The sequence below is a fragment of the Prevotella sp. HMSC073D09 genome (genome assembly GCF_001814145.1).
GTDB lineage: Bacteria > Bacteroidota > Bacteroidia > Bacteroidales > Bacteroidaceae > Prevotella > Prevotella conceptionensis.
In genome coordinates this window covers 48,159-71,906 of record NZ_KV815065.1, presented here as the reverse complement: position 1 = coordinate 71,906, position 23,748 = coordinate 48,159, and the positions used below count along the sequence as shown (strand labels likewise).

Below are 23,748 nucleotides of genomic sequence, written 5' to 3'. Positions count from 1 at the left end.
CAAATGAGAAAGAAAATTTTTAATATGATTTGGGTAATGGGAGTGCTTGCCCTCGCCGTGTTTTGTCTATCTGCTTGTGATAATGAGCTGTATATTCAGACGGCATACCCGTTCAAGTTAGAGACGATGCCCATACCGGGCAGAGTGGCAAAAGGACAGACCGTGGAGATACGCTGCACGCTCGTACGGCAGGGGCGATTTGCCGACACGCGCTACAGTATCAGGTATTTCCAATATGATGGTGCAGGCGTGCTGCGCATGGATGACGGCACGGTATTCAAGCCTAACGACCGTTATCCGCTTAAACGCGAGGTGTTCCGTCTCTATTATACCTCAGCCACCACCGATGCACAGAAGCTCACGGTAACGGTGGAGAGTTCCGACGGGCAGGCACAGGAGTTGGAACTTAGTTTCAACAACGACACGAAAAAGGACGAGAGTGGCGGGCAGGGCACTTCGTCAAAAGAGGATGAAAGGCATTTTGGCGGCAGGCGTTAGGCGGATATTTTGCTTGTGTCTGCTTGTACTCACTGCTCTTTCCTTGCCTGCACAGCCACGTCAACCGCTTTCACGCTTCGAACGTGCCGTGCGCTGCGTAAAATACTTCGAGGGCTGGCATGGACGCGGTCGGTATCCGTATGTCGGTTACGGTCACCGCCTGCTGAAAGGAGAGCGGTTTACGGCAAATATGACCGAACGGCAGGCGGACTCGCTCCTGCGTGCCGACCTGCTCAGCCGCTACGCCCTCTTTCGCCGCTTCGGCAAGGATGCTCTGCTCCTGACCGTACTCTCCTACAATGTAGGCACGGGCACACTGCTCGGTGGCAGAAATCGTCCCAAAAGCCGGCTGATACGGAAACTCGAACGGGGCGACAGAAACATCTTGCCCGAATACCTCTCTTTCTGCCGCTATAAAGGCAGGGTGCTGCCCGGTCTGCTCAAACGGCGGCGCGTAGAGTTCGTCCTGTTTTATATCCCATGCGTAAAATTCTAAATACTCCAATAAAACTCCCTCCAACAGTATAAAATACCGATAGAGGGAGTTTTTGTGTGCTATTTTTCTTCGTGTTGCTTTCTGCCATTCGCAGAATGAAGACTTATGGTTTCTTTGCTCCTTTCTTTTTCGCCTTTTCTTTGCTCATGAAAGAAAGGAGCGGGCGGCGGATATGCCGTCCGTTAAGTACGCTGTTGTTTACTCCTTTTGAATGGTTACTCGCGTGGTCTTTACTTTGGGGTGGGTAGAGAATGCCCAGTTTATCTCTTCATCGGGCAAGGTGCTGTGAATGCTTCCTCCCATCACCAGCCTGCAATCTTGCAGGACTTTCTGCCGTGCATTCTCTTTGCTATCGGCAAGAGCTTCAAATACGCCCTTGAAAATATATTGCGTTTTTACTCTGTATATCTTTTTCTTCTTCATAACCCTAAAATTCTACCTTTAATAATCTGTGTTCCATTGGTTCGCCATTCGATAGCCTGCGATGGGTGAGCCAAAAATGATGTTTACCATATCCATAGACAAAGAACTTGTCGAGTTCCGTTTCTTCGGCTATCTGTTTAATGGCTGTCCTTAACTCCTCTTTATTGGCAAATAGGGTTATCGCATTGATAACCCTTACGAGTATGTAAGGTATCTCGTCTGCCCAGTTGCATACGATGCTCTCTATTTCTACTTTCATTGCTGTGATAATTTGGTGGTTTATATTTTTCTTTATGCCGTTGCCTTCATTCTTTGGCGTATAAGTCTGCTGTTGGCATTCACAAGATTTACTATCTGCTCGTGGTACTCCGTGTTCTTGTTGCACACGCCACGACTTTGCACCACTTTTAAGGTCTTTAATGAGACCTCTATCGTCTCTATCCGTTTGCCATCAATCGTAGCCGATAGGATTAGTGAGTCCTCTTTAAGATAATATTCGTTGGAGAACACGCAATGGTGCATTGATACTCCTTCTTCCAGATACTCACGCACGCTCTCCAAAACGTGGACTTGGATTGTGCCGTCCGTGAAATGGATACCGAAGAATTTGGATTTGAGTTCTCGGAAACACTTTTCATCTTCGATTGCCTTTTGCCATTTTCTCTCGATTTCTTCTTTTTCTCTTTTCCTGCGTATTTGGGCTTCTATGCGGTCGTGCTCGACCTTAAGGTCTTTGGCGCAAAGGTACTTCGGACTGTGAACGTCCTTGCCCAACCTGCGGAGCATATCCACATAATCACACCACAAGGAAATGTCTTTTATCTCATACCCGTTGCGAACTGCAATCTTATAGGACTGCCAATAGGCTTCAAATGCCCTTGCGTTGTTGAGAAAATAGCGCAAATGGTCTATGCGTCCTGCCTTGATGAGGGTTTCCACACGGCTGTCGGTGAGTAGTGCCGGGATAAGGGCAATAGGTGCGATTTGGTGAAAATCATCCTTAAAGCCGTTCCTGCGGAGTGTGTCCGTTACCTTGAACTTGGGGTATATGGGCGCACAAGCCACGTAACGATAAGCTTCGTTGTCGTTTCGCACTGCCATTGGCGAATAGAAAGAGAACGTGTCCACATAATGCCCCAATGTACGTTGAACGGCTATCACGACCTTTCGCCCTTGTTCGTCCCACCAATACTGACCGATTTCGATTGTCTCATATTTCGCCTCACAACCTTTCTCCATGCCCACTACTATCAGGAACATACGCAACACTTGGTATGCTCCACAGGTAGTAAGAACTGTGAAGTATTGCTTTTGTTTCAACTTGCGCCCGTAGGTTTCTTCAACCTGCAACCTTGCCCCACAATGGGGGCAGGTGCAAGTTTGGGCAGGTTTTTCCATTATCCAACTATGCCCGCAGTCCATACACGTAGTATGACCTTTGGGCAATCGGTAGGCAAAGTGGCCGATGCACTCACGGAATGCCCACTTGCTTTGTGTCTTGGTAATGGGACGCAAATGCTTGCTTTCAGCAAGCACTGCCTTTTCAAATCTGTTTCTCGGTTTCATACTCTTTCCTCCTTGCTTTATTCGTTACGAAATACATAGCCGTTCTTATACCAATAGTCCGTGTCGAAAAGGTCGTCGGCATATTTTGAAAAATCGAAGTAGCTCAATGCAAAATCGGACAAGTCGTTTTCCATTCTCACAAGTTCTTCCGCAAATTCCTCCTTGCTTGCATAACTGCCGATATAGGTGGATTGGAAAGACTTCACAAGGTCGTAAGCGTCTTGTGTGAGTTTGATGTTATTGCCCTCCGCCCATGTCCAAAAGGCTTCTTTCTCCGTGTCGTTCAGTCTGTCCAACTCGTCTCGAAGTTCAAAGAAATTTTCTTCCAAATTGCTCTCGTCTATCAGACTATCGGGAATGTTCTCCCAATCTTGGAACATATATTCGGGTTCTTCCTCGTCTTCGTGTATCTCGGCACAATACTCCAGAAAGCCGTCCAAATCATAAAAATCCGAAAGGCTTACCCACTCGCCCTGCAAAGTGCCGTTGTTGTACTTGGCATAAGTGCCTACGTAAATCCGTGCTTCGTTCAAGTCCATTGCTTCCATATTGCGATATTGTCTAAGGGTTAAAAATCAAATAGTGAAGGTTGTACGACCTTATTTTCTGTTTTCTTGGTTCGCTCGCTGTGGCTGCGCATCTTGGCAAGCTGTTCGCGTTGGTATTGCTCGATGGCTTGCCTGCGTGCTTCCGCCTTTTCCTCGTCTGTGAGCTGTACCACGTGGTTTACGGCTATGTGACAATTAAGGGGCTTGCCGATGTCAATATTATCCTCGTCAAAATAATGTACTGCCTGCGAATATATCTCCCCGTCTGAAAAACCTGCACAGCCGCTGTTCTTCACGTAGTTGAGAATATAGGTGATGCAGTCGTCGATGTTCTTGCCCTCCTTGCGGTAGCTTACTGCAAAGAGTTCGTCTTCGGCTGCCCTATTGTCCAAATAGGCTTGAATGGTTCGTTTGAAATGGTCGGTTGCTTTCATTGTCGTATGCTGTTTTTAATTGAATAATGTTCCATTGGATAGAAATTCGTAGTTGTTGGCTTCGCAACTCTCTGCAAAGGCTTCCTCACTGAGTTGGTATTCCATATCGTCCCTGCAAGTTTTGAAAAAGCCATCCAAGCACTTGTCTATAAGTTCGCACAGCGTGGTGTTGTCGGGAGATTTCAAAAAGTCGTATATGGGCTTCAAAATATCAAAGTCTATGTAGTAGCCCGTCAGTACGCAATCATTGGTGACGAATACACGGCTCTTGCGTTTCTTCTTGTAGTTTTTGCCCCAATAGGTCTTGGGGATATACAAATCGTTCCAATGGTTATTGACAAGGTATTTGAGAAGCCTTATTCCTTGCAAATTGTCTTCTTCCTCGCTGTAATGAGAGGTAAAACGATAGTTGTAGGTGCAGCTGTCGTATGACCATTTTTCTACTTTGATTTTGAAAACCCGCTCAAAGGCTTGCAAGGTGTTTTGGTTCTCTTCGCTCCAAGTATAGTCGAAATGTTCTACCCAATGGCGGTGTGCCTTAACTTGTGCTTCCTTTGTCAGTTCGTGGAACTGATACACCTCGTATGTTTTTGTTTCTATTCTCATTGTCGTATGATTTTAATTAAACGATAGCTTGCATAATTTGCATTCTGTGTTGGGGACTAACTATTTCAAAGCAGAATGCGATAAATTCTTTTCTTGCTTCTCTGCGTAACTCCTTGTACAATGTTTTCAGTTGCGAATGATTGCCGTTGATGTAGGTTTCATACATATACTCGAAGATATTGTCCACTTCGTAGTATCGGCATTGCTGGCTGGGTGTCTTGCTGTGTCTTGTTTTCATCTTGATTTATGTTTATAGGGTGAATATCCAAAGAATAAGGGCGAAAAGACTTACAAGGGTGAGCACGTAGAGGACTATTGCCCAAAAGATGCGGAGCACACCTGCGATGACTTCCGCAAGCAAACCAACTATCATACCGACCGCCCAAAAGACGATGCTTAGAATGCTTGTGAGCAGCAGGCGGAGGGTTGTGCGCAAGGCTCGGTGAATGTTGATTGACTTTTCCATTTTGCTAAGGGTTTTAATGTTTAATGCGGATCCAAGAGCTTGAGGGAGTTGAGTTTCACTGCTTATCTGTCTCTCGTTTATCCGACATTTTTTTTAATGCGTCTTCCTGTCGCATCGGTCGTTTTCGTTTCAGGTGCCTCACAAAGGTAGGGATGAGCGAATGCAAGGTTTTTGAGGGAAAATACTACCCGGAGCAAAACGCAGTGGAGCGTAGGCGTGGAGATTTTCTCCAAAACCAAAGGCACCGACCTTGCAGCAGCGTAACATCCCGGAATTACCTTTGCGCCTGAACGGGGACGACCAACGGATGCGATACGGTGAAGACTGCATCGAAATGGAGGTAAACGGAAAAGAGACAGATTCGGATGAAAAAGTAAAAATCTGATTGCATGTCATACAATCAGATAGTAAAAAGCGTAATGAAGTGGGCGTATAAAAGCCACCTAAGAAGAAAAAGACGGAAAAGGAAAGGTGCGAAGTCTGCCTTTCGGGCTTGCAGCGATGGGCAGGCGTGTACTTTTCCTACGGCTTTGTCCGATAAGTAGGAGGTGTCGGAGATAGTAGGGTGAGGGATTTATCACCACCTGAATAGCTCCGACTTCTTCGACGACAAACAATGCGGCTTTTACAACCGCTTCCAAGAAAAGGAAAAACATCGAAAAAGAAAAATCTGAAAAATTGTCTTGCTGAAATCCATACCTTGGAAGTATGGCCGATACACAGAAATGTGGCAGGAAGCAGATTTGTCGAAATTCCTTTCGACAGACAGCTCCCTGCCTCTTTTCGTCGGTCATGAAAGGCAGGAATGTGTTATGCCCGATAGCGAAGTTTACGAAGAGAGGGCATAACTTGTTTCTGCCGAAGATGATGAGGATTTCAGCAAGACAATTAAACCATCGAAATGACAATAGAAAAGTCTGTCCGACAAGAAAAAAACAAGCGTTTTCTTTGGTCGGGCAGCACATTTTATTTATCTTTGCATCAATAACAAGAGTTGTTTGAAACGATAGCAAATCCAGGAAGTCCGGGGAATTTGAGTAGTAACCAAATCGTAACCCTTTTCCTTTTTTCAATTTCATAAGTACTTATAATCAAAGAGTTATAAAGAATCGGCACTTTTCTTCATTAAAATGCCACTTTTCAATGGTCATTTTGCCCTTTTACGCCAAGTTTTTAATGGATCAGAAAGGTTTTGTTTATACAATTGCGATGTATTTTTATGCTTTTCATCTCGCATTTAGCAGCATTTCACCTTGCGTTTAGCCCCAAAATGCACTGCGTTTAGCCCCAAAATGCACTGCATTTAGCATCAAAACGTACTGTTTTTAGCGGCAAAACGCCGAGAAGTTGGTGCAAATGACGGTGTTCTTAAATAAAAATTCATTTTGTCGCATTCACATGCTAACCCCTTTTTGCACAAAACAAACCTTCGCGAGAATCGATTTTTTGCGGCAAGGTGAGCGATTGGTGGATAAAAAGGCACTCATAATGTTAAAATTATTACGGAAAATTGTACAAAAGAATGGTTGTGCCGTATAAACGCGTGTGGGGAACGGTACGGAAAGAACGTACGCTAACGACCGCCACTATTAGTCTACTTTCTCTTACGCAAGGAAAACAACCGCTTATCTCAAACTAGCATTGTTTGATGTCCGTGCGAGAAAACGACGAAATTACATAACAAACTGAATGATAGTATGGGAAATGTGATTGTCTAGCGAAACAATTCATAATGATACATGGTATTCATCATTTTTTTTACTACTTTTGTAGGTACTAAAACCTACATATCATGACAAACAACAAACGATTGGCATATGTATTTACTTACGTTTTGGCTTTGTTTCTTGTAGCGTGCGAGAAACCAGTGGTTGAAAACGAGCATGAAAAAGAGGCGGAGACAGATGGCATAACGCTTATTTTCGAAGCCCCAACTGCTGAGCCCTACGCCGAAATAGGTGAAGCTAGACCTGCATACGCCACAAAAGATAAGGCCCTAACTCAGTTAAGCGTGAGTGTGTTTAAGGGTGGTAAGCGTGTGAAGAGCCTACATCTGTCGGCAGACAACGACTTGTTTATGAAACCATCCTTGCGACTAGACGATGGTACATATAGCGTTGTGGCTGTGGCTCATGCAGGAATGGGACACGCAACAATCACCAATGCGCAACGAATAACCTTTTACAAGAACAAAATTACCGACACCTATGTATATTGTGGAGAGATAACCGTATCGGGTAAATCAACCCTCACACTGACCATGAAACGCGTAACAGCCATGTTTCAGCTATCAGTTACCAGCGCGTTGCCACAAAACGTTGCACAAGTGGAGTTCAGATACACGGGCGGAAGCAGCACGCTAGATGCCAAAAGCCTTGAAGGGTGCGTAAATTCACGACAAACAGAAACGCGCGAAGTTACTGAAATGATGAGAACCACTCCACCAACATTTGCCATCTACACCTTTCCACGCACCGACAGCGAGGGCTTGAAGATAAAAGTGAGTTTTAATGACAAGAACGGCAACACGCTATATGAGGAGAATTATGAAGAGGTACAAGTGAAACTTGGCATGAAGACATGCTATAAATGCAACCTACCCAAAGATTTTGTCGATGCCTTATCGAAAGAAGGGTGCATTGTGGAAGAGTGAGGCTAAGCCTGTACTGAAAATCATCATGAATCAGGCAAGCATAAAACTACTCACCTTATACTGAGCAGCGTAATACACACCGCCCATTACAAGATAGGTAGCTGTATGTGGACTTGCTTATCTCTCTACCCATTTCACTGCTACGCGACAAACCTCAGCCGTATCGCCCGTTCGCGTACACTTCACAATCTGGTAAAGTTCTTCGCCCTCTGCTATCTCCTCCTTATAATAATGCAGGACATCGCCAAAGTGACTTTCCGCCACGTATGCCACATCTATTCGCCCTACGCGATAGGCGCGATGCCAGGTTTCTGGCTTTAAGTTGAAAAGATGTTCAAGATACTTCACGCTATTGATATGCCCATTGATGTCTACATCGCTGTAATGAGTTTCTACAGAACCCTCTAAAATCGCCTGTCCGCTCAACTTAACGCGCGAAGATGCAGCAATAGGACATGGCTTTTCTTTATCAACATAATTCACGATACTGCCTTCGTTGATGGCCAAAATGTCGGCGGGCTGTCGCGTTTGCGTGTCTATCATGGCCCAAACACTACGGCCAAAGCCATAAACAGCACCTGTTTCTGCATCAGTCATCTGAAAGTTTCGGTTGGTAAAGAAACGCATTACGCCGTCAACCCATGTTTCTACGCACATGCGCGAGTATTCCTTTGGCAGTTCTTCTAGTTCAAGTGCCAGCCTCGATAGCACCCATGTCTTGTGGATAGTGTTTAGATAGGTCATGCCAAAGCCCCTGTCATTTGAGTGAAAGTCGGCTGCATTAAGCACATGATTACCTAAATGCCCCACAAAAAGGTGGTGCGTGAAGTCGCAATGGAATGGTTCTATTAAGAATTCGTACTTCCCTATCTTATCTAACATCATACTATGCAGTGGTTTTAACTTATAATAAATAGCATCAAACTTCTCCATATATAACATCTAGGAGTTGTGATGCGCTATGAAAGGGCTGGCGAGTGCTACTAACAAACCATCTGCCCCATTTAACGGCTACAAAGTTAATTAGAAAATATGTTACCCCCCAAGTTTGTTGACAATAAATAAGGCCTTTACACATTTATAGGAATTTAATTGTGCGAAAAGCGGACGGAGAAAAACTGGGGTAAGTAAAAGAGAGAGGCTAGGTAGGTTAGACCTATCGGTTAAAAAGACTTGTTGGACGGGTAGGAGAATTTAAATAAAAAAATACGTACGCCCATAAAAAAGAAAGCCCCGACACTCAAAAGAATGTCGGGACCATTTTTATAACTTAGCTACGAAAATTATTCGCCCTTGCTGCTATCATTGAAAGTAGCAACACGGTTGAACGAAACTTCTTCGAACAGCGTGTCTGTTACACCCATACCCTTAGTGGTAAGGCGGCTAGCAGCAATCTTGTACCTCTTAACAAGTGCGTCCTTAACGGCTTGTGCACGAGCGTTAGAAAGCTTTTGGTTCAGTTCTGCGCTACCTTCGGGAGAAGCATAACCGCGAATTTCAACCTTAGCTTCTGGGTGATTTCTCATGTACGAAGCGATAAGTTCTAGCGGAGCGTACTGTGCAGGGTCGATAACAGCCTTACCTTGACGGAAGAGAACGGTGGGTTGTAGGTTGGTAACCGTTTCCGATTTCACGTTCTTAACGATGGTCTTGGGTTGGTTGTTGCAATCGTCCAAAGCCTTTTGGAGGTCAGAAATCTGACGATCCTTTTCAGCCAAACGACTGTCTTTGTTGCTCAGGTCGCCGCGAAGGCTGTTGATTTGAGCGTTCAAACCATCAATTTCAGCTTGGTCGCGAACTTGTGCAACCGTGAAGTTGTGCGAACCGTTTGAGTTTCCAAAGCGATAAACCAAACCTCCGTTGAGTTGAACGAAAGACTTGTTGATGTTGTATTCTAAACCTTCCTTGCCTTCACCATTAAGTCTATATATGATAGCGGGCTCAACATAGAATTGGAATTGCTTGCTAGAACCAAAGTTCAGAGCAAAGTCGATAGCAGCCTTAGAAGTAAGAGCGTTTACGTTTTTCCAATCTTGGTTGTTGAAAGTGTGCAACCAGCCAAGACCATACAAACCGATAACCTCGAACGTACGGGGCTCGCCTTTGTAGCCACCAACCCAGTTACTGAAGTTGATTGTTGCCAAAGCAGAGCTGTTGATGAAGCGAACGAACGTGCCATACGACGTTCCTGGCTTGTTAGAGAAGTAAGCGTTGCCTTCAACAGCCACACCAAATACAGGGGTAAAGTAACGGCCAATGCGCAGGCCAGCGTTAGGGTTGAGGTTTTTCAACCAGCTATGACCAGTTGTAACAGTAGAAACACCACCATTAACACCGATGTAGAAATTGTCGAAAGTCTTGCTTTCGGTTACTGTTTGCGCGGAAACAGTAGCTGCCAAAGAAGCGGCTGCGAAAAGTGTAAACAACTTTTTCATTCCTGAATAATTAAATTTGACTTATTAAGTTATCTCAATCTAAACGCTTGCAAAGGAAAAGAAAAAAGCTGTAAGCACCAAATAAATTATCAAAAAATAACCATTTTATCCTCTAAATAGTCCAAAATAAGATGGGAATGGGACATAAAATGACTTTAAAAGCGAAATAATATACACTTTTCAATGTACTCTTTCGTCTTTTTTGTAACTTCGCATCATGAAGAAAGTAATCTTAATTACAGGCGGCCAACGCTCAGGGAAAAGCCTTGCTGCCGAACGCATGGCACTCAATCTCTCGTCAACCCCTGTGTATATGGCCACGGCCCACGTTTGGGACGACGAGTTTAAGCAGCGTATTGCGCGACATCAAGAACGGCGCGGACCATGCTGGACCAACATCGAAGAGGAGAAAATGCTAAGCAAACACCTATTATATAATAAGGTGGTGGTGGTAGATTGCATCACCCTTTGGTGCACCAACTTCTTCTACGACGCAAGCAACGACACGTCAACACTGCCCGATGTAGACCGAACACTTGAAGAGCTGAAGGCCGAGTTCGACAAGCTTACAGCACAAGAGGCCACTTTTATCTTCGTTACCAACGAGATAGGAAGTGGCGGAGTAAGCAACAACGCCCTACAACGCCGCTTTACCGACCTACAAGGATGGATGAACCAATATGTAGCAGCTAAGGCCGACGAGGTTTACCTGATGGTTAGCGGCATTGCGGTGAAGATAAAATAGTCACTTTGTCACCCAACGCAGCGTTTTTCCAAACCTTCGTCCATTCAACGCTTTCATTTTTATGCAATGATTCACTTCAACATACCCCCCTTAACGCTCGACGACTCTCTCGTTTGGCAGAAAATAGACAATCTCAACAAACCCAAAGGTTCGCTGGGGATGCTCGAAACCCTTGCTTATAGAATATGCCGCATACAGCACACGCTATCGCCCACCCTGTTGCATCCTTGCCATCTGCTCTTCGCCGCCGACCACGGCATAGAGCAAGAAGGCGTAAGCGTATCGCCAAGAGCAGTAACTTGGCAACAAATGATAAACTTTACGCATGGTGGAGGTGGGGTGAACCTCTTCTGCAAGCAACATGGTTTCGAACTAACACTTGTGGATATGGGGGTAGACCACGATCTGTCGGCCCATCCAACAATACTCAACCGCAAGATAGCTAACGGCACGCGCAACTTTCTTCACGAACCAGCCATGAGCCAGCAGCAAATGCAACAAGCCCTAAACACTGGCAGCGAGCTAGCAGAAAGTTGCAAAGCCAAGGGCTGCAACGTGCTTTGTCTGGGCGAAATGGGCATTGGCAACACCTCGCCATCAAGTGTTTGGATGAGTCTTTGGGGCAACTTACCGCTTAGCAGTTGCGTTGGTAGTGGTTCAGGGCTAAATACTGAGGGCGAAAAGCACAAGCTAGCCGTACTCGAACAGGCCGTAAACCACTTCAAACGCCAACCATTGCCCCACAACGACCCTGCAACCATCATCCAATACTTTGGCGGATTCGAGATGGTGGCCGCCATCGGGGCGATGCTCCGCGCTGCCGAACAGCGCATGATAGTGCTAGTTGATGGTTTCATTATGTCTGCCAGCATGCTAGCCGCAAGCAAACTAAACCCTGCCGTACTTGATTATGCCGTCTTCGGACACTGTGGCGACGAGAGCGGACATCGCCAATTGCTGTCCTTGATGCAAGCACAACCCATCCTACAACTAGGCATGCGCCTGGGCGAAGGTACAGGGGCGTTGTGCGCTTACCCCATAATCGAAAGCTCCGTACGAATGATAAACGAAATGAACAACTTCAAAGATGCGAATATCGACAAATACTTCTAGATGGTACGACCGTCCTTGGGCGGCCTTCATCTTCTTTACCCGACTTCCTTTCTGGCGTATTCATCAGCCACCGAAAGACGCTTACGAGTCGGTTGTTGAGTTCTGGCCTCTCGCAGGGTGGTTAACAGGCGCGCTAATGGGTGCCATCATTTGGTTTGGCTCAAAGGTTTTGCCCTTCTCCATTGCCATTTTAGCGGCCATTGCTGCGCGATTGTTGGTTACGGGCGCACTGCACGAAGACGGATTAGCCGACTTCTTCGATGGTTTCGGCGGGGGAGGAAAAGACCGCAGCCGTATTCTCGCCATCATGAAAGACTCGCATATCGGCACGTTCGGCGTTCTTTCGCTCATCGTTTACTTCGCGTTGTTCTTCGAATGTATGCTTTCACTCGGCCCATTATACGCCGCACTCGTTGCATTCACGGCCGATCCGTTCTGTAAAATGGTGGCAGGACAAATCACCCAGATACTTCCTTACGCCCGAACCGAAGAGCAAGCCAAGGCTCATAACATTTATCGCAGGTTCAATCTCACGGCAGGGGTCTCGCTCATGGTGCAAGGTCTTACGCCATTCATTGGCCTTCTTTATTTCGATGCTCATTGGGGCAGCCGACTTTTAGATTGGAATTTCCTTGTAGCTGCACCCTGTCTCACCATGTTTTTCCTATACATGCTGATGCTGCGCCGCATCAAAGGCTATACGGGCGATTGCTGTGGAGCCGTGTTTTTGCTGTGCGAGTTGGCATTTCACCTAACGGCCGTAGTGTTACTCACCGCTAACTTTACCCTTTAAAATCTTTTTTTAGATATGGAAATCATCTTTGTAAGACACACCAGCGTGGCTGTTGCCAAGGGCACATGCTATGGTTGCACCGATGTTGCGCTGTCAGAAACCTTCGAACAAGAGGCCACCCTCACCCGTAACGCCTTGTCAGCACACGCCCCTTTCGATGCGGCATACAGCTCACCACTTAGTCGAGCCACACGTCTTGCGGCCTTCTGCGGTTACGAAAACCCCATAATCGACCCACGATTGCGCGAAATGAACATGGGCGATTGGGAGATGCAACGTTACGATGAGATAGTAGACGATAACCTACAACGTTGGTATGCCGACTATATGAACGTGCGCACAACCAATGGAGAGGGTTTCCCCGACGTGTATTCACGCGTTTCCGACTTTCTCAACCAGTTGAAAACTCAACCCCATCGCCGCGTGGTGGTGTTCGCTCATGGTGGTATGCTGATTTGTGCAGGCATATATGCGGGAGTATTTAAGCGCGAAAACGCTTTCGAACACTTAACACCCTTTGGCGGATTGCTAAGGATAACTATCTGAATGCCCCACTCCATCACCGCAACAGGCTGATGGAAAACCAGGAGAATAAAACCGAATAACCGCTAACCATCATAACCTATCACCCCAAACTCTTAACCTTTTTTAAACCCGCGAAGTAACAATTGTTACCAAACAAACAACGTTTTATAACTAAATTTGCAACGTAATCGAAATTAAAATAAGACCAAATATGGAACATAAAATGAGAGGTTACCTCCCGCCGATGGACCCAGAAAAGCTTAAAGCGCTTTTCGAAATAGAGAATGCATTCAAGTCCGGACAGCTATCTGCAGACGAGGCCCGACAGCAAATTAAAGAACGTGTAGGCAAAGTTAGTGCCTACCACGTGGCCTACATAGAGCAGACAATGACCGAAGAAACCAGCGACGAATGCATTCGCGAAGATGTACACGCTATAATCAACATGCTGGGCGACCAAATAGACAACACGATGCCCAATCTTCCGGCCGACCACCCCATCATGCATTACCTTAAAGAAAACGAGGAAATGAAGCGATTGCTCTTAGCGGTGGAAGACTTGGTGCAATACCCGATGATTAAGAACCAATGGCTTGAGCTATACGATAAGATTAGTCAGTACCCCATACACTACAAACGCAAACAAAACCAACTTTATCCCATGCTTGAACGCAAGGGATTTACACGCCCCACAACAACAATGTGGACCTTCGACGACATGGTGCGTGATGAAATTCGTGAGGCAGAACGCCTGCTGCGCGAAGACAAAGAAGACGCCTTCATCAAACAACAAGAACGCGTCCTACTCTACGCACGCGACCTAATGGAGAAAGAGGAGTTTATCCTTTATCCCACATCGATGGCCCTTATCAGCGAAGAAGAGTTTGAAGACATGAAGAGTGGCGACCAGGAAATTGGCTTTGCCTTCTTCGAAGTGGAACACAAAACCACTGAAAACAAGGTAGGAACCCAACCGAACGAACAAAATAACTTTGCCAATGATTTGCAAGCCTTGCTCACAAAATATGGGTATTCGGCTGCTGGCGGAGGAGACAAGTTGGATGTTACCACGGGCAAACTAACGCTCGAACAGGTGAACCTCATTTACAAACACCTGCCCATCGACATCTCCTTCGTGGACGAAAACGAACTGGTTTGTTTCTATTCAGACACCGACCACCGTATTTTCCCACGCAGCAAGAACGTCATCGGACGCGAAGTAATGAACTGTCACCCCCGAAAAAGCGCACATATTGTTCGCGAAGTGATAGATAAGCTAAGGAGTGGCGAACAGGATAAGGCCGAATTTTGGATTAACAAGCCAGGATTGTTCATCTATATTATCTATGTGGCCATACGCGATAAGGATGGAAAGTTCCGTGGCGTACTCGAAATGATGCAAGATTGCACCCACATTCGCGCATTAGAAGGCTCGCAAACGCTGCTTACATGGAGCAATGGCGACACGTCTGAAACCGCCGAACAAAGCCACAATACGCAGGAAACGCGAGTTGAAGATGCAGAAACCGAGGACGAAGAGACGACAGAACCTGTAACAGAGATTACTCCTCAAACTCGTCTGAAAGATCTTCTCAAGCAATATCCCACCCTCAAAAGTCGGTTACCCGAGCTCAATCCCAAGTTTAAGATGCTCAACACGCCGCTAGGCAAAATCATGATGGGTAAAGCTAACGTGCAAATGATGAGCGAACGCTCTGGAATACCGCTCGATAAACTTATCGAAGGGATAAAGAAACTGATAAGCTAAAATCTCAATTAGGTATATAGGCAGGATAACACAACCGTCAGCCAGCTGAATGCAAACATGCACTTCTGCTGGCGGACTTTTTTATTTGCATACATCTAATTCCAATTATTGCTGTCCTGTAAAATCAAATTGAAAGGCACTAACTATAAAAGTGCGTAATTCATCTTGGCTTTTCTCTCTTCCTTTCTTCTAGAGAAGAATTAGTATGGTTAGTCTTGTTCTTCAACAATTCATTGATGTTTTCTATGATAACACCAGCCCGGCGTTCCCTTCCCGTTCTTGGCAAGTCCATTAAATCTTTGTTGAATATCCTTCTCATGTTGTGGCGAAACGTACGGTTCTTTTTTACCTTAGCACCATATCAAGCAACATTCCTATGGCCGTGGCTACCCCATAGGCGGTGATGTTGGCTGCTGTTTTGCCTAATACTTTGTTTAAAGCCTTGCCTTTGCGGATAGCCTTCATCGTATTAAATGTCTTTATGTGCAAGGGGATATAGCATAACGAGAAGGAAAAAGCGAAGTAATGTCCTGCAAGGATGAAAGCAAAGCCCGACAGCAAAATGGCAAAAAGACCAACAAAGAGATAGAGCCATAAGGTACGTTCTAAGCCTAACCTAACGGCAAGCGTGCGTTTACCTGCCTCAATATCATTTTCGATGTCGCGAAAATTGTTTACTATTAATAAGGTATCTATCACAAAACCGCAGGCAAGAGCTAAGGCGAAAGGTTCGGCTGAAAAGCTTAATGCAGAGTGTGGAAGGGCTAAAAGATAGGTGCCATAAACAGGAACAAGGCCGAAAAACACCAACACTAGTACATCGCCCATGCCTTTATAAGAGAGATGGGTGGTATATAGGAAACAAAAGACAACGCATACCAATCCTACCAAGATGGTTATCCATCCTCCAAAGAAGATAAGCGGCAGACCAATGAGGCAAGCCAAAAGGGTTGTTAGATACAGGGCACACTTCATTTTTGCAGGCGTTATCCAGCCTTGTGCACAAGCTCGTTTAGGTCCAAGGCGCTTTTCGTTGTCGTTTCCTTTGCGAAAATCAAAGTAATCGTTAACAAAGTTGGCATCTATCTGCATCACGAAAGCAAAGAGAAAGCAAAACACAATGGGTAACAACCTTATCTCGTTGCCGGCTTTTAGATAGGCAGACATAGCCCCAAGCAATACGGGAACAGCGGCACCAGTGAGTGTTTTAGGCCGTGCAGCCAACAACCAGGCCTTGGCAGAGTTGGTTTTTATGGTTTTATTTATATTCATTATTTGCCGTAGTGGTGTTGCCCCTTCTGTTTCTTTTCGAGTATTCCTTGATAATAATAAAGGGCTGCGCCAATGGCCGTGCAGAACTCGCTGTGCTTAGGAATGCGAAAATGTACATGATAAAGCCTTTCCATGGCAGGGAACACGTCTTTACATTGTGGCAAAAGGGTTAGGTTGCCGATGAGTACATACTCTTTTATGCCAGTGTTTAGCGACGAAAGGATGGTGCCACTGCCGATGGATTGCAGCACCATGCAGATAAGTCCGAGGGCGATGTCTTCGCGAGAGGCATTGCTCTTGGCGTTGCCAAAAAGACTTGCAGTAGCATCCATAGGCAAGCCGGGCAAAGGTTGGGCACTAATATCGCCGATAAGCAGGTTGATATTGGTGATGTCGCCATGCATGGCAAGTGCCGAAACCTGCTTGATATCGTCGGTTTTGAGCAGCATACGCGATAAGCCTTGCAACGTTCCACCGCCGATACCGATACCGCCGATGTGTTCAATGCGGTCGCCATCGCATTGAACAAGCGACGTTCCCGTGCCCATACTTACCACAATCATACGGTCGATCTCCGTTTCATAGCGTGCGCCAAGTCCGTCGGCTAAGAACTCATCGGCCTTGTTGGTGGGCAATCCGTAGATGGATTCGTTGATATAAGCAGCGCCAACTCCAGTTAACATCACGTGTTCAACTTCTTCCAAAGAAATCTTATTGTCGTGCAGATACTTACCAAATGCTCCATAAAGCGAAGTTACAGGGTCGGTGGCCTTGATGCGCAAGGGCGAAATAACGATGCCATCCTTGTTTATCCCTACAATCTTTGTGGTGCTGATGCCCACGTCTATGCCGATAACTATTCCCATGTTTTGTTTGAAGTGTCTGGTTTGAAGATAAAGAATTGTCCGCCATCGCTTTGACAATGAGTGCGCAACAAGTCCGAAATGAAGATGGCGTTTTCGCGAACACGAGCCTCATTGCCGTCGTAACCATTGATGAGCACCAACAATTCGCAGGTGTCTAAGGTCAGTTTGGTGCGTTCGTTGTCGCTTGTGGGGGTGCCAATGCCACCCAGTTCGTCGCGATATACGGGCAAGCCCTCGATGTTTAACATGCCTCTCCCAATGCCTTCATATGGTTCGCCCGCTTTGCCTACGCCTAATTTCAGCGTTGAACCTGCGATTTTGGAGGCGTCGAAACCGCCTATGCTGTACCCATGTACAATGCTAGCCAAGTTTATAAGGTCTACCAGGGTGTTGGCCTGATAGAGATTTTTGCCCTGTAACAGTCGTCTGATGAGCGACTCGGATGCTGGGCGGTATCGCGAAGGGTCTTTTCCCAAGGCCTTATACACCTGTCTTGTGGCGGCAATGCTGGGCTGTTGTTTCAGCGATTCGGTGGTGAGAGTCTGCCGAAGTTGTGCTTGTGTGGCCTCGATCTTCTCCCATAGGTTTGCATCGAAGGGCGTATTAGCCACCTTAGCCACAAGGCATGCACCCACAAAATTGGGACAGACCGCAGCTATTTCGGGCAAAACAGAAACGGTTATCATTATTCCAACATTTTAAGAAAGGTGCTTTCGTCTATCATGTCAATGCCCAACTGCTGCGCTTTCTGCATCTTTGATGGCCCCATATTGGCTCCTGCGAGGATGAAAGACGTTTTGCTGCTTATCGAACTGACGTTCTTTCCGCCGTTACGTTCAATCATCTCCTTATATTCGTCGCGGCTATGCTGCTCGAAGACACCGCTAATAACGATGTTCTTGCCAGCCAACTTATCGGTAGCGGGCTGTTGTTGGTCGGCACTTAGCGACATTTGCAGCCCATGTTGGCGAAGTCGTTCGATGATGTTGAGGTTCACTTCATCGTGGAAAAAGCGCACAACGCTTTCTGCAATCACCGTACCAACGCCTTCAACTTCAACAAGTTGCTCGGGTGTTGCAACCATCAGCGCATCTATCGACTTGAAGTGCTTGGCCAATAGTTTAGCCGTTGTTTCGCCAACGAAACGTATTCCGAGTGCGAAAAGCACACGCTCGAAAGGAGTAGACACAGAATCTTGAATGCCTTTCACAATCTTTTGGGCCGACTTCTGCCGTGTTCCGTCGCCATTTATTTGCTCTGTGCGTATCTCGTAGAGGTCGGCCACGTCGCGAACAATTCCTCTGCGGAAGTAATCGTCCACGGTTTCAGGACCGATTGAGTCGATATTCATGGCTTTTCGGGCGATGAAGTGCTTTATACGTCCTTTTATCTGGGGTGGACAACCCGTGTCGTTGGGACAATAATAGGCCGCCTCGCCAGCGTATCTCACCAATGGGGAGCCGCATTCGGGACAGTTACTGATAAAATGAACTGGTTGGAGATTGGGAGAACGGTGAGTAACGTCTACGCCAACAATCTTTGGAATGATTTCGCCACCTTTTTCTACGAAGACGTTATCGCCGATATGGAGGTCTAGACTACGAATGAAGTCTTCGTTGTTAAGGGTTGCACGTTTCACCGTTGTGCCTGCAAGCAAAACGGGTTCCATGTTAGCAACGGGCGTTACGGCACCTGTACGCCCCACTTGGAAAGTAACCTCGTTCAGGCGAGTGCAAACGCGTTCGGCTTTAAACTTGTAAGCGATGGCCCAACGTGGGCTTTTTGCAGTAAAGCCTAGCTGTTGCTGCTGGCGCAAGCTATTTACTTTTAGTACGATACCATCGGTGGCAACGGGCAAATCGTGGCGTGCGGTGTCCCAATGGTTGATAAATTCGTATATTTGTTCTAGCGATGTGGCCTTATGCATGCCTTGGCTCACCTTAAAACCCCATGTTTCGGCTGCTTTTAGGTTTTCGTAATGGCCGTCGGATGGCAAATTGTCGCCGAGAAGATAGTACAAGTATGCGTCTAGCTTGCGTTTGGCAACGAGTTTTGGGTCAAGGCTTTTCAATGTGCCGCTAGCTGCGTTTCGTGGATTGGCAAATAAGGGTTCTTCTGCCTTTTCCCTTTCTGCGTTCAGCTGTTCAAACACTTTCCAAGGCATCAATATTTCGCCTCGAATCTCAAATTCGTTGGGGTAACCAGTGCCGGGAAGTACAAGTGGAATGGCACGAATTGTGCGAACGTTAGCCGTTACGTCGTCTCCTTGTTCACCATCACCACGGGTAACGGCCCTAACAAGACGCCCCTGCTCGTAGGTTAACGAGATGCTAAGCCCGTCGTATTTCAGTTCACAACACACCTCGAAAGGCTGTCCGCCAAGGTCTTTGCTGACGGTAGCGTACCAACTGGCCACCTCTTGTTCATTATAAGTGTTGGCCAACGACAGCATGGCGTACTTGTGTTTCACTTGTGTGAAACCCGTGCTGAGGTCGCTACCCACGCGTTGAGTGGGCGAATTGGGGTCGTACACTTCGGGATGCTTGGCCTCCAAGTCCTGTAACTCGCGCATTAAGCGGTCGAACTCTTGGTCGGACAACGTAGGCGAGTTCTGCACATAGTACAAGTAATTGTGGTGGTGGAGCTGTTCGCGCAGTTCCTCAATTCGTTTAATCTCTTCCATTTGCGCTGTTGTGTTAGGGTTGGACATTAGAATGTGGGCGTATAACTATTAACTATTTGCCAAGCTGCATTTTAAGCTTGCCTGTGGGCGAAACACTAACTTCCACCACATAGTAGCTGGGCGAATCGGGCATGGCCAGCAAGGCGTTGAAGTGCACACCAGACTTATCTACGCCATAGAGCGTGAGGTCGCTAAGGATAGCTTGCATCAAGAAATCTTGGGGAACGAACTTGTTGAAGTCGTTTTTCCTGAAATCGTGAGAGAAAAGGCGGTTTGCGCCAGAGTAAACCGCGAGATTGACGATGTTGTCGTGGTAAACGTTATCCACTTCTACGCCCTCATCGTTGTAAGTAGCCTTGATAACCTTGTAAGTGGTAGGGTTAACCTGGATGTAGCATCGATAACGCATATCCTCGTACGAAACCAGCGTATCTTTTTTTATCAGCTGGTTTTGGTTTAGCACTTGCGCCTTGTTGTTATCGAATTGAAACTTGTCGAGTGCATCTTCACTAAGCGTGAGTTTCACCGTTTCGCCATTCGAATTGTTAAACATAAAGAGGTGGGGGGCCTGCTTTACGATGGGGTATTTCACAGTATCGTCTGCTCCATGAATAACCAGCGTGTCCCTGAATATCTGAAAATAAGCAGGGGAGCTAGTCGAGTCGGGGTAGTAGATGGTGTCGCCTTTCACCTTAAAGGCCACACTCTCATCGTCGGCATTTATCCAAATGCCTTGCAACATTTGTTTGGCTACCTTGTCTTCTTCCACTTTCCCTTCATTCTTGGGCGTTTTAGGAGCACAGGCCACGATAGCCGTCGCGGCACATAACAAGGCAAGGATGTTGTTTGTTCGTAAAATCATCTTATGTGTACAATCTGTAATTCTACCGGCCTATGCTGTGATAGTCAAAGCCGTAACTTTCTAATTCTTTCTTCTCAAATATGTTTCTGCCGTCGATAAGCAGCTTTCGGTTCATCACTTTGCCCACAATCTCCCAGTTGGGCAACCTAAATTCGTTCCATTCGGTGAGCAACAATAATGCATCGGCATTGTTAACGGCATCGTATAGGTCGCTCGCATAGTTCACCGTTGTACCAATTCGCCTTTGGCATTCGGGCATAGCCACGGGGTCGTACACCTTAATACGGCAACCAGCTTGCCTAAGCAATTCGATGGTTACTAACGCAGTAGACTCGCGCATGTCGTCGGTTTCGGGCTTGAACGACAGTCCCCATAGGGCGATGGTCTTGCCGTTAAGACCTTCTTTGGCAAAAGCGGCGGCCAGCTTGTTGAAAACTACGTGTTTCTGGGCATCGTTTACACGCTCAACAGCTTTTAGGACCTCCATCGAATAGCCCATGTCGTCGGCTGTCTTGATAAGTGCCTTGACATCTTTGGGAAAACAACTGCCACCATATCCACAACCAGCGTAGAGGAATTTTCGGCCAATACGGGTGTCACTTCCTATGCCGGCACGCACCATATTCACGTCTGCCCCTACCCGTTCGCATAGGTTTGCAATGTCGTTCATAAACGATATTCGGGTGGCCAACATGGAGTTGGCCGCATATTTGGTCATTTCGGCACTGGGAATGTCCATGAAGATAACCCTGAAATTGTTGATGAGGAAAGGCTTGTACAGGCGTGTGAGCAGTTCTTTTGCCTTTTCGCTCTCCACGCCAACCACTACGCGGTCGGGACTCATGAAGTCTTTGATGGCGTTTCCCTCTTTAAGGAATTCCGGGTTACTGGCCACATCGAACGTTACGTCGGCATGCCGCTTGTCTAATTCGGCCTGTATGGTTTGGCGTACAAGCCTTGCCGTGCCTACCGGAACGGTACTCTTGGTTACCACCACCATGTATTTGTTGAGGTGTTGGCCAATGGTTCGTGCCACCTGCAACACATATTTAAGGTCGGCACTGCCGTCTTCGTCGGGTGGTGTTCCAACAGCCGAAAAAACGATTTGTTGCTCATTAAGGACACTTTCCAAAGAGGTAGTGAAACGTAGGCGACCTGCTTTGACGTTTTTAAGCACCAATTCGTCTAGACCTGGCTCGTAGATGGGTATCTCGCCGCGCTTTATTCGTTCTATTTTCTCGGTGTCTACGTCTACACAAGTAACGCTCGCTCCGGTGTCTGCAAAGCATGCACCCGAAACAAGCCCTACGTATCCTGTTCCTACTATAGCTATATTCATAGGTTAACTTTCCTCCTCTTTAGTTAGTTTGTTCGCCTTTGTTACTCAAAGACTTCTGCCTCGCCCAGGCTTTTGCCTTTGAGGTCTTTCGCACTGGTAACAATCTTGTCGTACTCGATGGGCCATTCAATGCCCAATGTTTCGTCGTTCCACCTAATGCTGGTTTCGCTTTGCGGGCAATACACGTTATCTACCTTATATGTAAACACCGCCTCGGGGCTCAACACGAGGAAGCCATGAGCAAAACCACGAGGTACAAACAATTGTTTTTTATTCTCGTCGCTCAGTTCTACGGCCACATATTTGCCAAAAGTGGGCGAACTCTTGCGCAGATCTACGGCTACATCGAGAACCCTTCCTTTAATGACACGCACCAATTTGGCTTGCGATGCCTCACCTTTCTGATAGTGAAGGCCACGTAACACGCCAAAGGAGGATTTCGACTCGTTGTCTTGAACGAAGTCTACTTTACCAACATGTTTTTCAAATTCTTCTTTTTTCCAGGACTCGAAGAAATAACCGCGCTCATCGTTAAAAACCTTTGGTTGGATAACGAAAACGCCTTGTAGTTCTGTTGCTATGTATTCCATCGTGATTTATTTTGATGTACAAAGATAGTACAAAACAAAGAAACGACAAAAGAAAATTGATAAATTAGCCCTTAGTTGGCGATAAGTTAACTATTGACCGCCAAAAGAATGCCCAAACGCATAAACAGGTAAGCATAAAAATGGGTGGCGACACTTACTTGGACAATACCCAATTTGTTTTTAATCTTCATGTTGCCAAGATGTTTTTTTTGTGTGCATTTTCTTTATCTGGTAGATGAGAGTCGCCTTCTAGGCAAATAGCAGGCGTTAAGTACTGATTGAATAACGCGCATATATACAACTGGAAATCAATAAGTTATAATATAAGATTTCTTTTAAGACAGTGTGTTAAGTAGCTGTCTCGACCTTTGACTCTTCTATAAAATTGAGAGTAGTTCGTTACCTTTGTGATGCCAACACAAGATAAGCACCCCTTTTCACATGCAAAGTGCTGACAAATCAATTTACTGGCTTGTAAACTCATGAAAACCCAAACAACTCCCGATTGTATTAACTCATCAGTTCAAAAGCCCACCAACTCATCAATTCACCAACTTGTCAACTCATAACCTCCCCCCCCCTCAACCCACCGACTCAAAAAACACCAACTCAAAAAACAAAAATAACACCAACTTGTCAGCTCACAACCTCATCAAGTCACAAACTCAAAAAATCAGCAACTCAAAACTTAAATTATTATCTTTAATTTTACAAAAGCACTCAGAATTTAACTCCGTTCTAGCGAAAATATCGGCCAAAAAGTAGGTAAATTGCTACTATTTCTAGTCTTTCACGCCTTTCGCTTTGTCTTCTTTTAAGAATAAGACCTGCGTTTTGCACCATTTAGCCTTTTTAGTTTGGTCGACATCTCGTAATTTTTCAATCCCAATTGCCCGCTTTTAACCCCTAAAAAACCACTTTTTAGCGACTATTTCGCCCTTTTCTGCCATGTTTTTAATGGTTCGAAAAGGTATTATCCATCTCTTTGCAGTGAATTTTTATGCGTATTGTATCGCATTTAGCACCATTTTGTACTGCATTTAGCACCATTTTGCCTTGCGTTTAGC

26 protein-coding genes are annotated in these 23,748 nt (G+C 46.1%); 8 read left to right on the top strand and 18 right to left on the bottom strand.

Going from position 1 to position 23,748, the window contains the following annotated elements; genetic code table 11:
• Window positions 1–3: 3 nt before the first annotated feature.
• Both HMPREF2955_RS04280 and HMPREF2955_RS14975 read left to right on the top strand, forming a co-directional pair.
• Window positions 4–498: a DUF3872 domain-containing protein gene (locus HMPREF2955_RS04280; RefSeq protein ID WP_070721335.1), complete on the top strand. Its 495-nt coding sequence runs from the start codon at window positions 4–6 to the stop codon at window positions 496–498.
• Window positions 470–994 (top strand): glycoside hydrolase family protein, encoded by a 525-nt coding sequence (locus HMPREF2955_RS14975; RefSeq protein ID WP_246830064.1) that lies wholly within the window; start codon window positions 470–472, stop codon window positions 992–994. The genes HMPREF2955_RS04280 and HMPREF2955_RS14975 overlap by 29 nt, the downstream gene beginning before the upstream one ends.
• A gap of 198 nt (window positions 995–1,192) precedes the next feature.
• On the opposite strand, the gene HMPREF2955_RS04270 is transcribed toward HMPREF2955_RS14975, so the two are convergent.
• The 9 genes from HMPREF2955_RS04270 to HMPREF2955_RS16150 form a co-directional block, all read right to left on the bottom strand.
• The gene (locus tag HMPREF2955_RS04270) at window positions 1,193–1,417 is read right to left on the bottom strand and encodes a hypothetical protein (protein WP_070721331.1); all 225 of its coding nucleotides are present in this window, start codon (window positions 1,415–1,417) and stop codon (window positions 1,193–1,195) included.
• 4 nt (window positions 1,418–1,421) lie between these two features.
• The gene (locus HMPREF2955_RS04265) at window positions 1,422–1,676 is read right to left on the bottom strand and encodes a hypothetical protein (protein ID WP_070721329.1); all 255 of its coding nucleotides are present in this window, start codon (window positions 1,674–1,676) and stop codon (window positions 1,422–1,424) included.
• A gap of 32 nt (window positions 1,677–1,708) precedes the next feature.
• Entirely contained in the window at window positions 1,709–2,983 is a 1,275-nt protein-coding gene (locus HMPREF2955_RS04260; protein ID WP_070721327.1) for a PcfJ domain-containing protein, read from the bottom strand.
• Window positions 2,984–3,000: 17 nt separating this feature from the next.
• A complete protein-coding gene (locus HMPREF2955_RS04255) occupies window positions 3,001–3,531 on the bottom strand; it encodes an antirestriction protein ArdA (RefSeq protein WP_070721326.1) in 531 nt (176 codons plus the stop codon).
• Window positions 3,532–3,551: 20 nt separating this feature from the next.
• Complete coding sequence (locus HMPREF2955_RS04250; protein WP_025799955.1) at window positions 3,552–3,965, bottom strand: PcfK-like family protein; 414 nt, start codon at window positions 3,963–3,965, stop codon at window positions 3,552–3,554.
• A gap of 15 nt (window positions 3,966–3,980) precedes the next feature.
• Window positions 3,981–4,571 (bottom strand): hypothetical protein, encoded by a 591-nt coding sequence (locus HMPREF2955_RS04245; RefSeq protein WP_070721323.1) that lies wholly within the window; start codon window positions 4,569–4,571, stop codon window positions 3,981–3,983.
• 16 nt (window positions 4,572–4,587) lie between these two features.
• Window positions 4,588–4,809, bottom strand: coding sequence for a hypothetical protein (locus HMPREF2955_RS04240; protein WP_070721321.1), 222 nt, complete (start codon window positions 4,807–4,809; stop codon window positions 4,588–4,590).
• 12 nt (window positions 4,810–4,821) lie between these two features.
• Window positions 4,822–5,037 carry an ABC transporter permease gene (locus HMPREF2955_RS04235; RefSeq protein WP_070721318.1) on the bottom strand — a complete coding sequence of 72 codons (216 nt, stop codon included), beginning with the start codon at window positions 5,035–5,037 and terminating at the stop codon, window positions 4,822–4,824.
• A 443-nt stretch (window positions 5,038–5,480) separates the two neighbouring features.
• A complete protein-coding gene (locus tag HMPREF2955_RS16150) occupies window positions 5,481–6,116 on the bottom strand; it encodes a hypothetical protein (protein WP_070721317.1) in 636 nt (211 codons plus the stop codon).
• Between the two features lie 713 nt (window positions 6,117–6,829).
• Here HMPREF2955_RS16150 and HMPREF2955_RS04225 point away from each other — a divergent pair.
• Window positions 6,830–7,690, top strand: coding sequence for a FimB/Mfa2 family fimbrial subunit (locus HMPREF2955_RS04225; RefSeq protein ID WP_070721315.1), 861 nt, complete (start codon window positions 6,830–6,832; stop codon window positions 7,688–7,690).
• A gap of 117 nt (window positions 7,691–7,807) precedes the next feature.
• On the opposite strand, the gene HMPREF2955_RS04220 is transcribed toward HMPREF2955_RS04225, so the two are convergent.
• Together HMPREF2955_RS04220 and HMPREF2955_RS04215 are read right to left on the bottom strand one after the other, a co-directional pair.
• Window positions 7,808–8,572, bottom strand: coding sequence for an acyl-[acyl-carrier-protein] thioesterase (locus HMPREF2955_RS04220; protein WP_083317622.1), 765 nt, complete (start codon window positions 8,570–8,572; stop codon window positions 7,808–7,810).
• A gap of 401 nt (window positions 8,573–8,973) precedes the next feature.
• Entirely contained in the window at window positions 8,974–10,125 is a 1,152-nt protein-coding gene (locus tag HMPREF2955_RS04215) for an OmpA family protein (protein WP_070721312.1), read from the bottom strand.
• 217 nt (window positions 10,126–10,342) lie between these two features.
• Between HMPREF2955_RS04215 and cobU the strand changes: the two genes are divergently transcribed.
• The 5 genes from cobU (at window position 10,343) to HMPREF2955_RS04190 (ending at window position 15,069) form a co-directional block, all read left to right on the top strand.
• Window positions 10,343–10,870 carry a bifunctional adenosylcobinamide kinase/adenosylcobinamide-phosphate guanylyltransferase gene (gene cobU / locus HMPREF2955_RS04210; protein ID WP_070721309.1) on the top strand — a complete coding sequence of 176 codons (528 nt, stop codon included), beginning with the start codon at window positions 10,343–10,345 and terminating at the stop codon, window positions 10,868–10,870.
• Between the two features lie 66 nt (window positions 10,871–10,936).
• On the top strand, window positions 10,937–11,983 hold the full coding sequence (gene cobT, locus HMPREF2955_RS04205) for a nicotinate-nucleotide--dimethylbenzimidazole phosphoribosyltransferase (RefSeq protein WP_070721307.1): 1,047 nt from the start codon (window positions 10,937–10,939) through the stop codon (window positions 11,981–11,983).
• Window positions 11,958–12,776 carry an adenosylcobinamide-GDP ribazoletransferase gene (locus HMPREF2955_RS04200; RefSeq protein ID WP_009229680.1) on the top strand — a complete coding sequence of 273 codons (819 nt, stop codon included), beginning with the start codon at window positions 11,958–11,960 and terminating at the stop codon, window positions 12,774–12,776. Before cobT ends, HMPREF2955_RS04200 begins: the two co-directional genes overlap by 26 nt.
• Before the next feature lie 15 nt (window positions 12,777–12,791).
• Window positions 12,792–13,322 (top strand): alpha-ribazole phosphatase, encoded by a 531-nt coding sequence (gene cobC, locus HMPREF2955_RS04195; protein ID WP_070721305.1) that lies wholly within the window; start codon window positions 12,792–12,794, stop codon window positions 13,320–13,322.
• 190 nt (window positions 13,323–13,512) lie between these two features.
• Window positions 13,513–15,069 carry a PAS domain-containing protein gene (locus tag HMPREF2955_RS04190; RefSeq protein ID WP_070721302.1) on the top strand — a complete coding sequence of 519 codons (1,557 nt, stop codon included), beginning with the start codon at window positions 13,513–13,515 and terminating at the stop codon, window positions 15,067–15,069.
• Between the two features lie 345 nt (window positions 15,070–15,414).
• Here HMPREF2955_RS04190 and menA read toward each other — a convergent pair whose 3' ends face one another.
• Genes menA through rfbC form a run of 7 tightly spaced genes read right to left on the bottom strand, consistent with a single transcriptional unit; the run spans window position 15,415 to window position 22,681 of the window.
• Window positions 15,415–16,341: a 1,4-dihydroxy-2-naphthoate octaprenyltransferase gene (menA, locus tag HMPREF2955_RS04185; RefSeq protein ID WP_070721301.1), complete on the bottom strand. Its 927-nt coding sequence runs from the start codon at window positions 16,339–16,341 to the stop codon at window positions 15,415–15,417.
• On the bottom strand, window positions 16,341–17,207 hold the full coding sequence (gene coaW, locus HMPREF2955_RS04180) for a type II pantothenate kinase (RefSeq protein ID WP_070721299.1): 867 nt from the start codon (window positions 17,205–17,207) through the stop codon (window positions 16,341–16,343). Before coaW ends, menA begins: the two co-directional genes overlap by 1 nt.
• Window positions 17,198–17,893: a B3/B4 domain-containing protein gene (locus HMPREF2955_RS04175; RefSeq protein ID WP_083317620.1), complete on the bottom strand. Its 696-nt coding sequence runs from the start codon at window positions 17,891–17,893 to the stop codon at window positions 17,198–17,200. The genes coaW and HMPREF2955_RS04175 overlap by 10 nt, the downstream gene beginning before the upstream one ends.
• Entirely contained in the window at window positions 17,893–19,890 is a 1,998-nt protein-coding gene (gene ligA / locus HMPREF2955_RS04170) for an NAD-dependent DNA ligase LigA (RefSeq protein ID WP_070721365.1), read from the bottom strand. Before ligA ends, HMPREF2955_RS04175 begins: the two co-directional genes overlap by 1 nt.
• A 52-nt stretch (window positions 19,891–19,942) precedes the next feature.
• Window positions 19,943–20,752, bottom strand: a complete 810-nt coding sequence (locus HMPREF2955_RS04165; RefSeq protein ID WP_070721297.1) for a DUF4738 domain-containing protein — start codon at window positions 20,750–20,752, stop codon at window positions 19,943–19,945.
• Window positions 20,753–20,774: 22 nt separating this feature from the next.
• Complete coding sequence (locus HMPREF2955_RS04160; protein ID WP_070721295.1) at window positions 20,775–22,091, bottom strand: UDP-glucose dehydrogenase family protein; 1,317 nt, start codon at window positions 22,089–22,091, stop codon at window positions 20,775–20,777.
• A gap of 41 nt (window positions 22,092–22,132) precedes the next feature.
• Entirely contained in the window at window positions 22,133–22,681 is a 549-nt protein-coding gene (rfbC, locus tag HMPREF2955_RS04155; protein WP_070721292.1) for a dTDP-4-dehydrorhamnose 3,5-epimerase, read from the bottom strand.
• Window positions 22,682–23,748 lie beyond the last annotated feature (1,067 nt).

Excerpts from the sequence above, each read along its gene's own strand:
- HMPREF2955_RS04175 (WP_083317620.1), bottom strand. The coding sequence starts at position 17,893 with ATGATAACCGTTTCTGTTTTGCCCGAAATAGCTGCGGTCTGTCCCAAT.
- HMPREF2955_RS04265 (WP_070721329.1), bottom strand. The coding sequence starts at position 1,676 with ATGAAAGTAGAAATAGAGAGCATCGTATGCAACTGGGCAGACGAGATA.
- HMPREF2955_RS04225 (WP_070721315.1), top strand. The coding sequence starts at position 6,830 with ATGACAAACAACAAACGATTGGCATATGTATTTACTTACGTTTTGGCT.
- HMPREF2955_RS04245 (WP_070721323.1), bottom strand. The coding sequence starts at position 4,571 with ATGAGAATAGAAACAAAAACATACGAGGTGTATCAGTTCCACGAACTG.
- ligA (WP_070721365.1), bottom strand. The coding sequence starts at position 19,890 with ATGGAAGAGATTAAACGAATTGAGGAACTGCGCGAACAGCTCCACCAC.
- HMPREF2955_RS04200 (WP_009229680.1), top strand. The coding sequence starts at position 11,958 with ATGCGAATATCGACAAATACTTCTAGATGGTACGACCGTCCTTGGGCG.
- HMPREF2955_RS04235 (WP_070721318.1), bottom strand. The coding sequence starts at position 5,037 with ATGGAAAAGTCAATCAACATTCACCGAGCCTTGCGCACAACCCTCCGC.
- HMPREF2955_RS04165 (WP_070721297.1), bottom strand. The coding sequence starts at position 20,752 with ATGATTTTACGAACAAACAACATCCTTGCCTTGTTATGTGCCGCGACG.
- HMPREF2955_RS04280 (WP_070721335.1), top strand. The coding sequence starts at position 4 with ATGAGAAAGAAAATTTTTAATATGATTTGGGTAATGGGAGTGCTTGCC.
- HMPREF2955_RS04250 (WP_025799955.1), bottom strand. The coding sequence starts at position 3,965 with ATGAAAGCAACCGACCATTTCAAACGAACCATTCAAGCCTATTTGGAC.
- cobU (WP_070721309.1), top strand. The coding sequence starts at position 10,343 with ATGAAGAAAGTAATCTTAATTACAGGCGGCCAACGCTCAGGGAAAAGC.
- HMPREF2955_RS04260 (WP_070721327.1), bottom strand. The coding sequence starts at position 2,983 with ATGAAACCGAGAAACAGATTTGAAAAGGCAGTGCTTGCTGAAAGCAAG.
- HMPREF2955_RS04240 (WP_070721321.1), bottom strand. The coding sequence starts at position 4,809 with ATGAAAACAAGACACAGCAAGACACCCAGCCAGCAATGCCGATACTAC.
- HMPREF2955_RS04215 (WP_070721312.1), bottom strand. The coding sequence starts at position 10,125 with ATGAAAAAGTTGTTTACACTTTTCGCAGCCGCTTCTTTGGCAGCTACT.
- HMPREF2955_RS04160 (WP_070721295.1), bottom strand. The coding sequence starts at position 22,091 with ATGAATATAGCTATAGTAGGAACAGGATACGTAGGGCTTGTTTCGGGT.
- coaW (WP_070721299.1), bottom strand. The coding sequence starts at position 17,207 with ATGGGAATAGTTATCGGCATAGACGTGGGCATCAGCACCACAAAGATT.
- cobT (WP_070721307.1), top strand. The coding sequence starts at position 10,937 with ATGATTCACTTCAACATACCCCCCTTAACGCTCGACGACTCTCTCGTT.
- HMPREF2955_RS16150 (WP_070721317.1), bottom strand. The coding sequence starts at position 6,116 with ATGAAATTGAAAAAAGGAAAAGGGTTACGATTTGGTTACTACTCAAAT.
- HMPREF2955_RS04255 (WP_070721326.1), bottom strand. The coding sequence starts at position 3,531 with ATGGAAGCAATGGACTTGAACGAAGCACGGATTTACGTAGGCACTTAT.
- HMPREF2955_RS04270 (WP_070721331.1), bottom strand. The coding sequence starts at position 1,417 with ATGAAGAAGAAAAAGATATACAGAGTAAAAACGCAATATATTTTCAAG.
- menA (WP_070721301.1), bottom strand. The coding sequence starts at position 16,341 with ATGAATATAAATAAAACCATAAAAACCAACTCTGCCAAGGCCTGGTTG.
- HMPREF2955_RS04190 (WP_070721302.1), top strand. The coding sequence starts at position 13,513 with ATGGAACATAAAATGAGAGGTTACCTCCCGCCGATGGACCCAGAAAAG.
- HMPREF2955_RS14975 (WP_246830064.1), top strand. The coding sequence starts at position 470 with ATGAAAGGCATTTTGGCGGCAGGCGTTAGGCGGATATTTTGCTTGTGT.
- cobC (WP_070721305.1), top strand. The coding sequence starts at position 12,792 with ATGGAAATCATCTTTGTAAGACACACCAGCGTGGCTGTTGCCAAGGGC.
- HMPREF2955_RS04220 (WP_083317622.1), bottom strand. The coding sequence starts at position 8,572 with ATGTTAGATAAGATAGGGAAGTACGAATTCTTAATAGAACCATTCCAT.
- rfbC (WP_070721292.1), bottom strand. The coding sequence starts at position 22,681 with ATGGAATACATAGCAACAGAACTACAAGGCGTTTTCGTTATCCAACCA.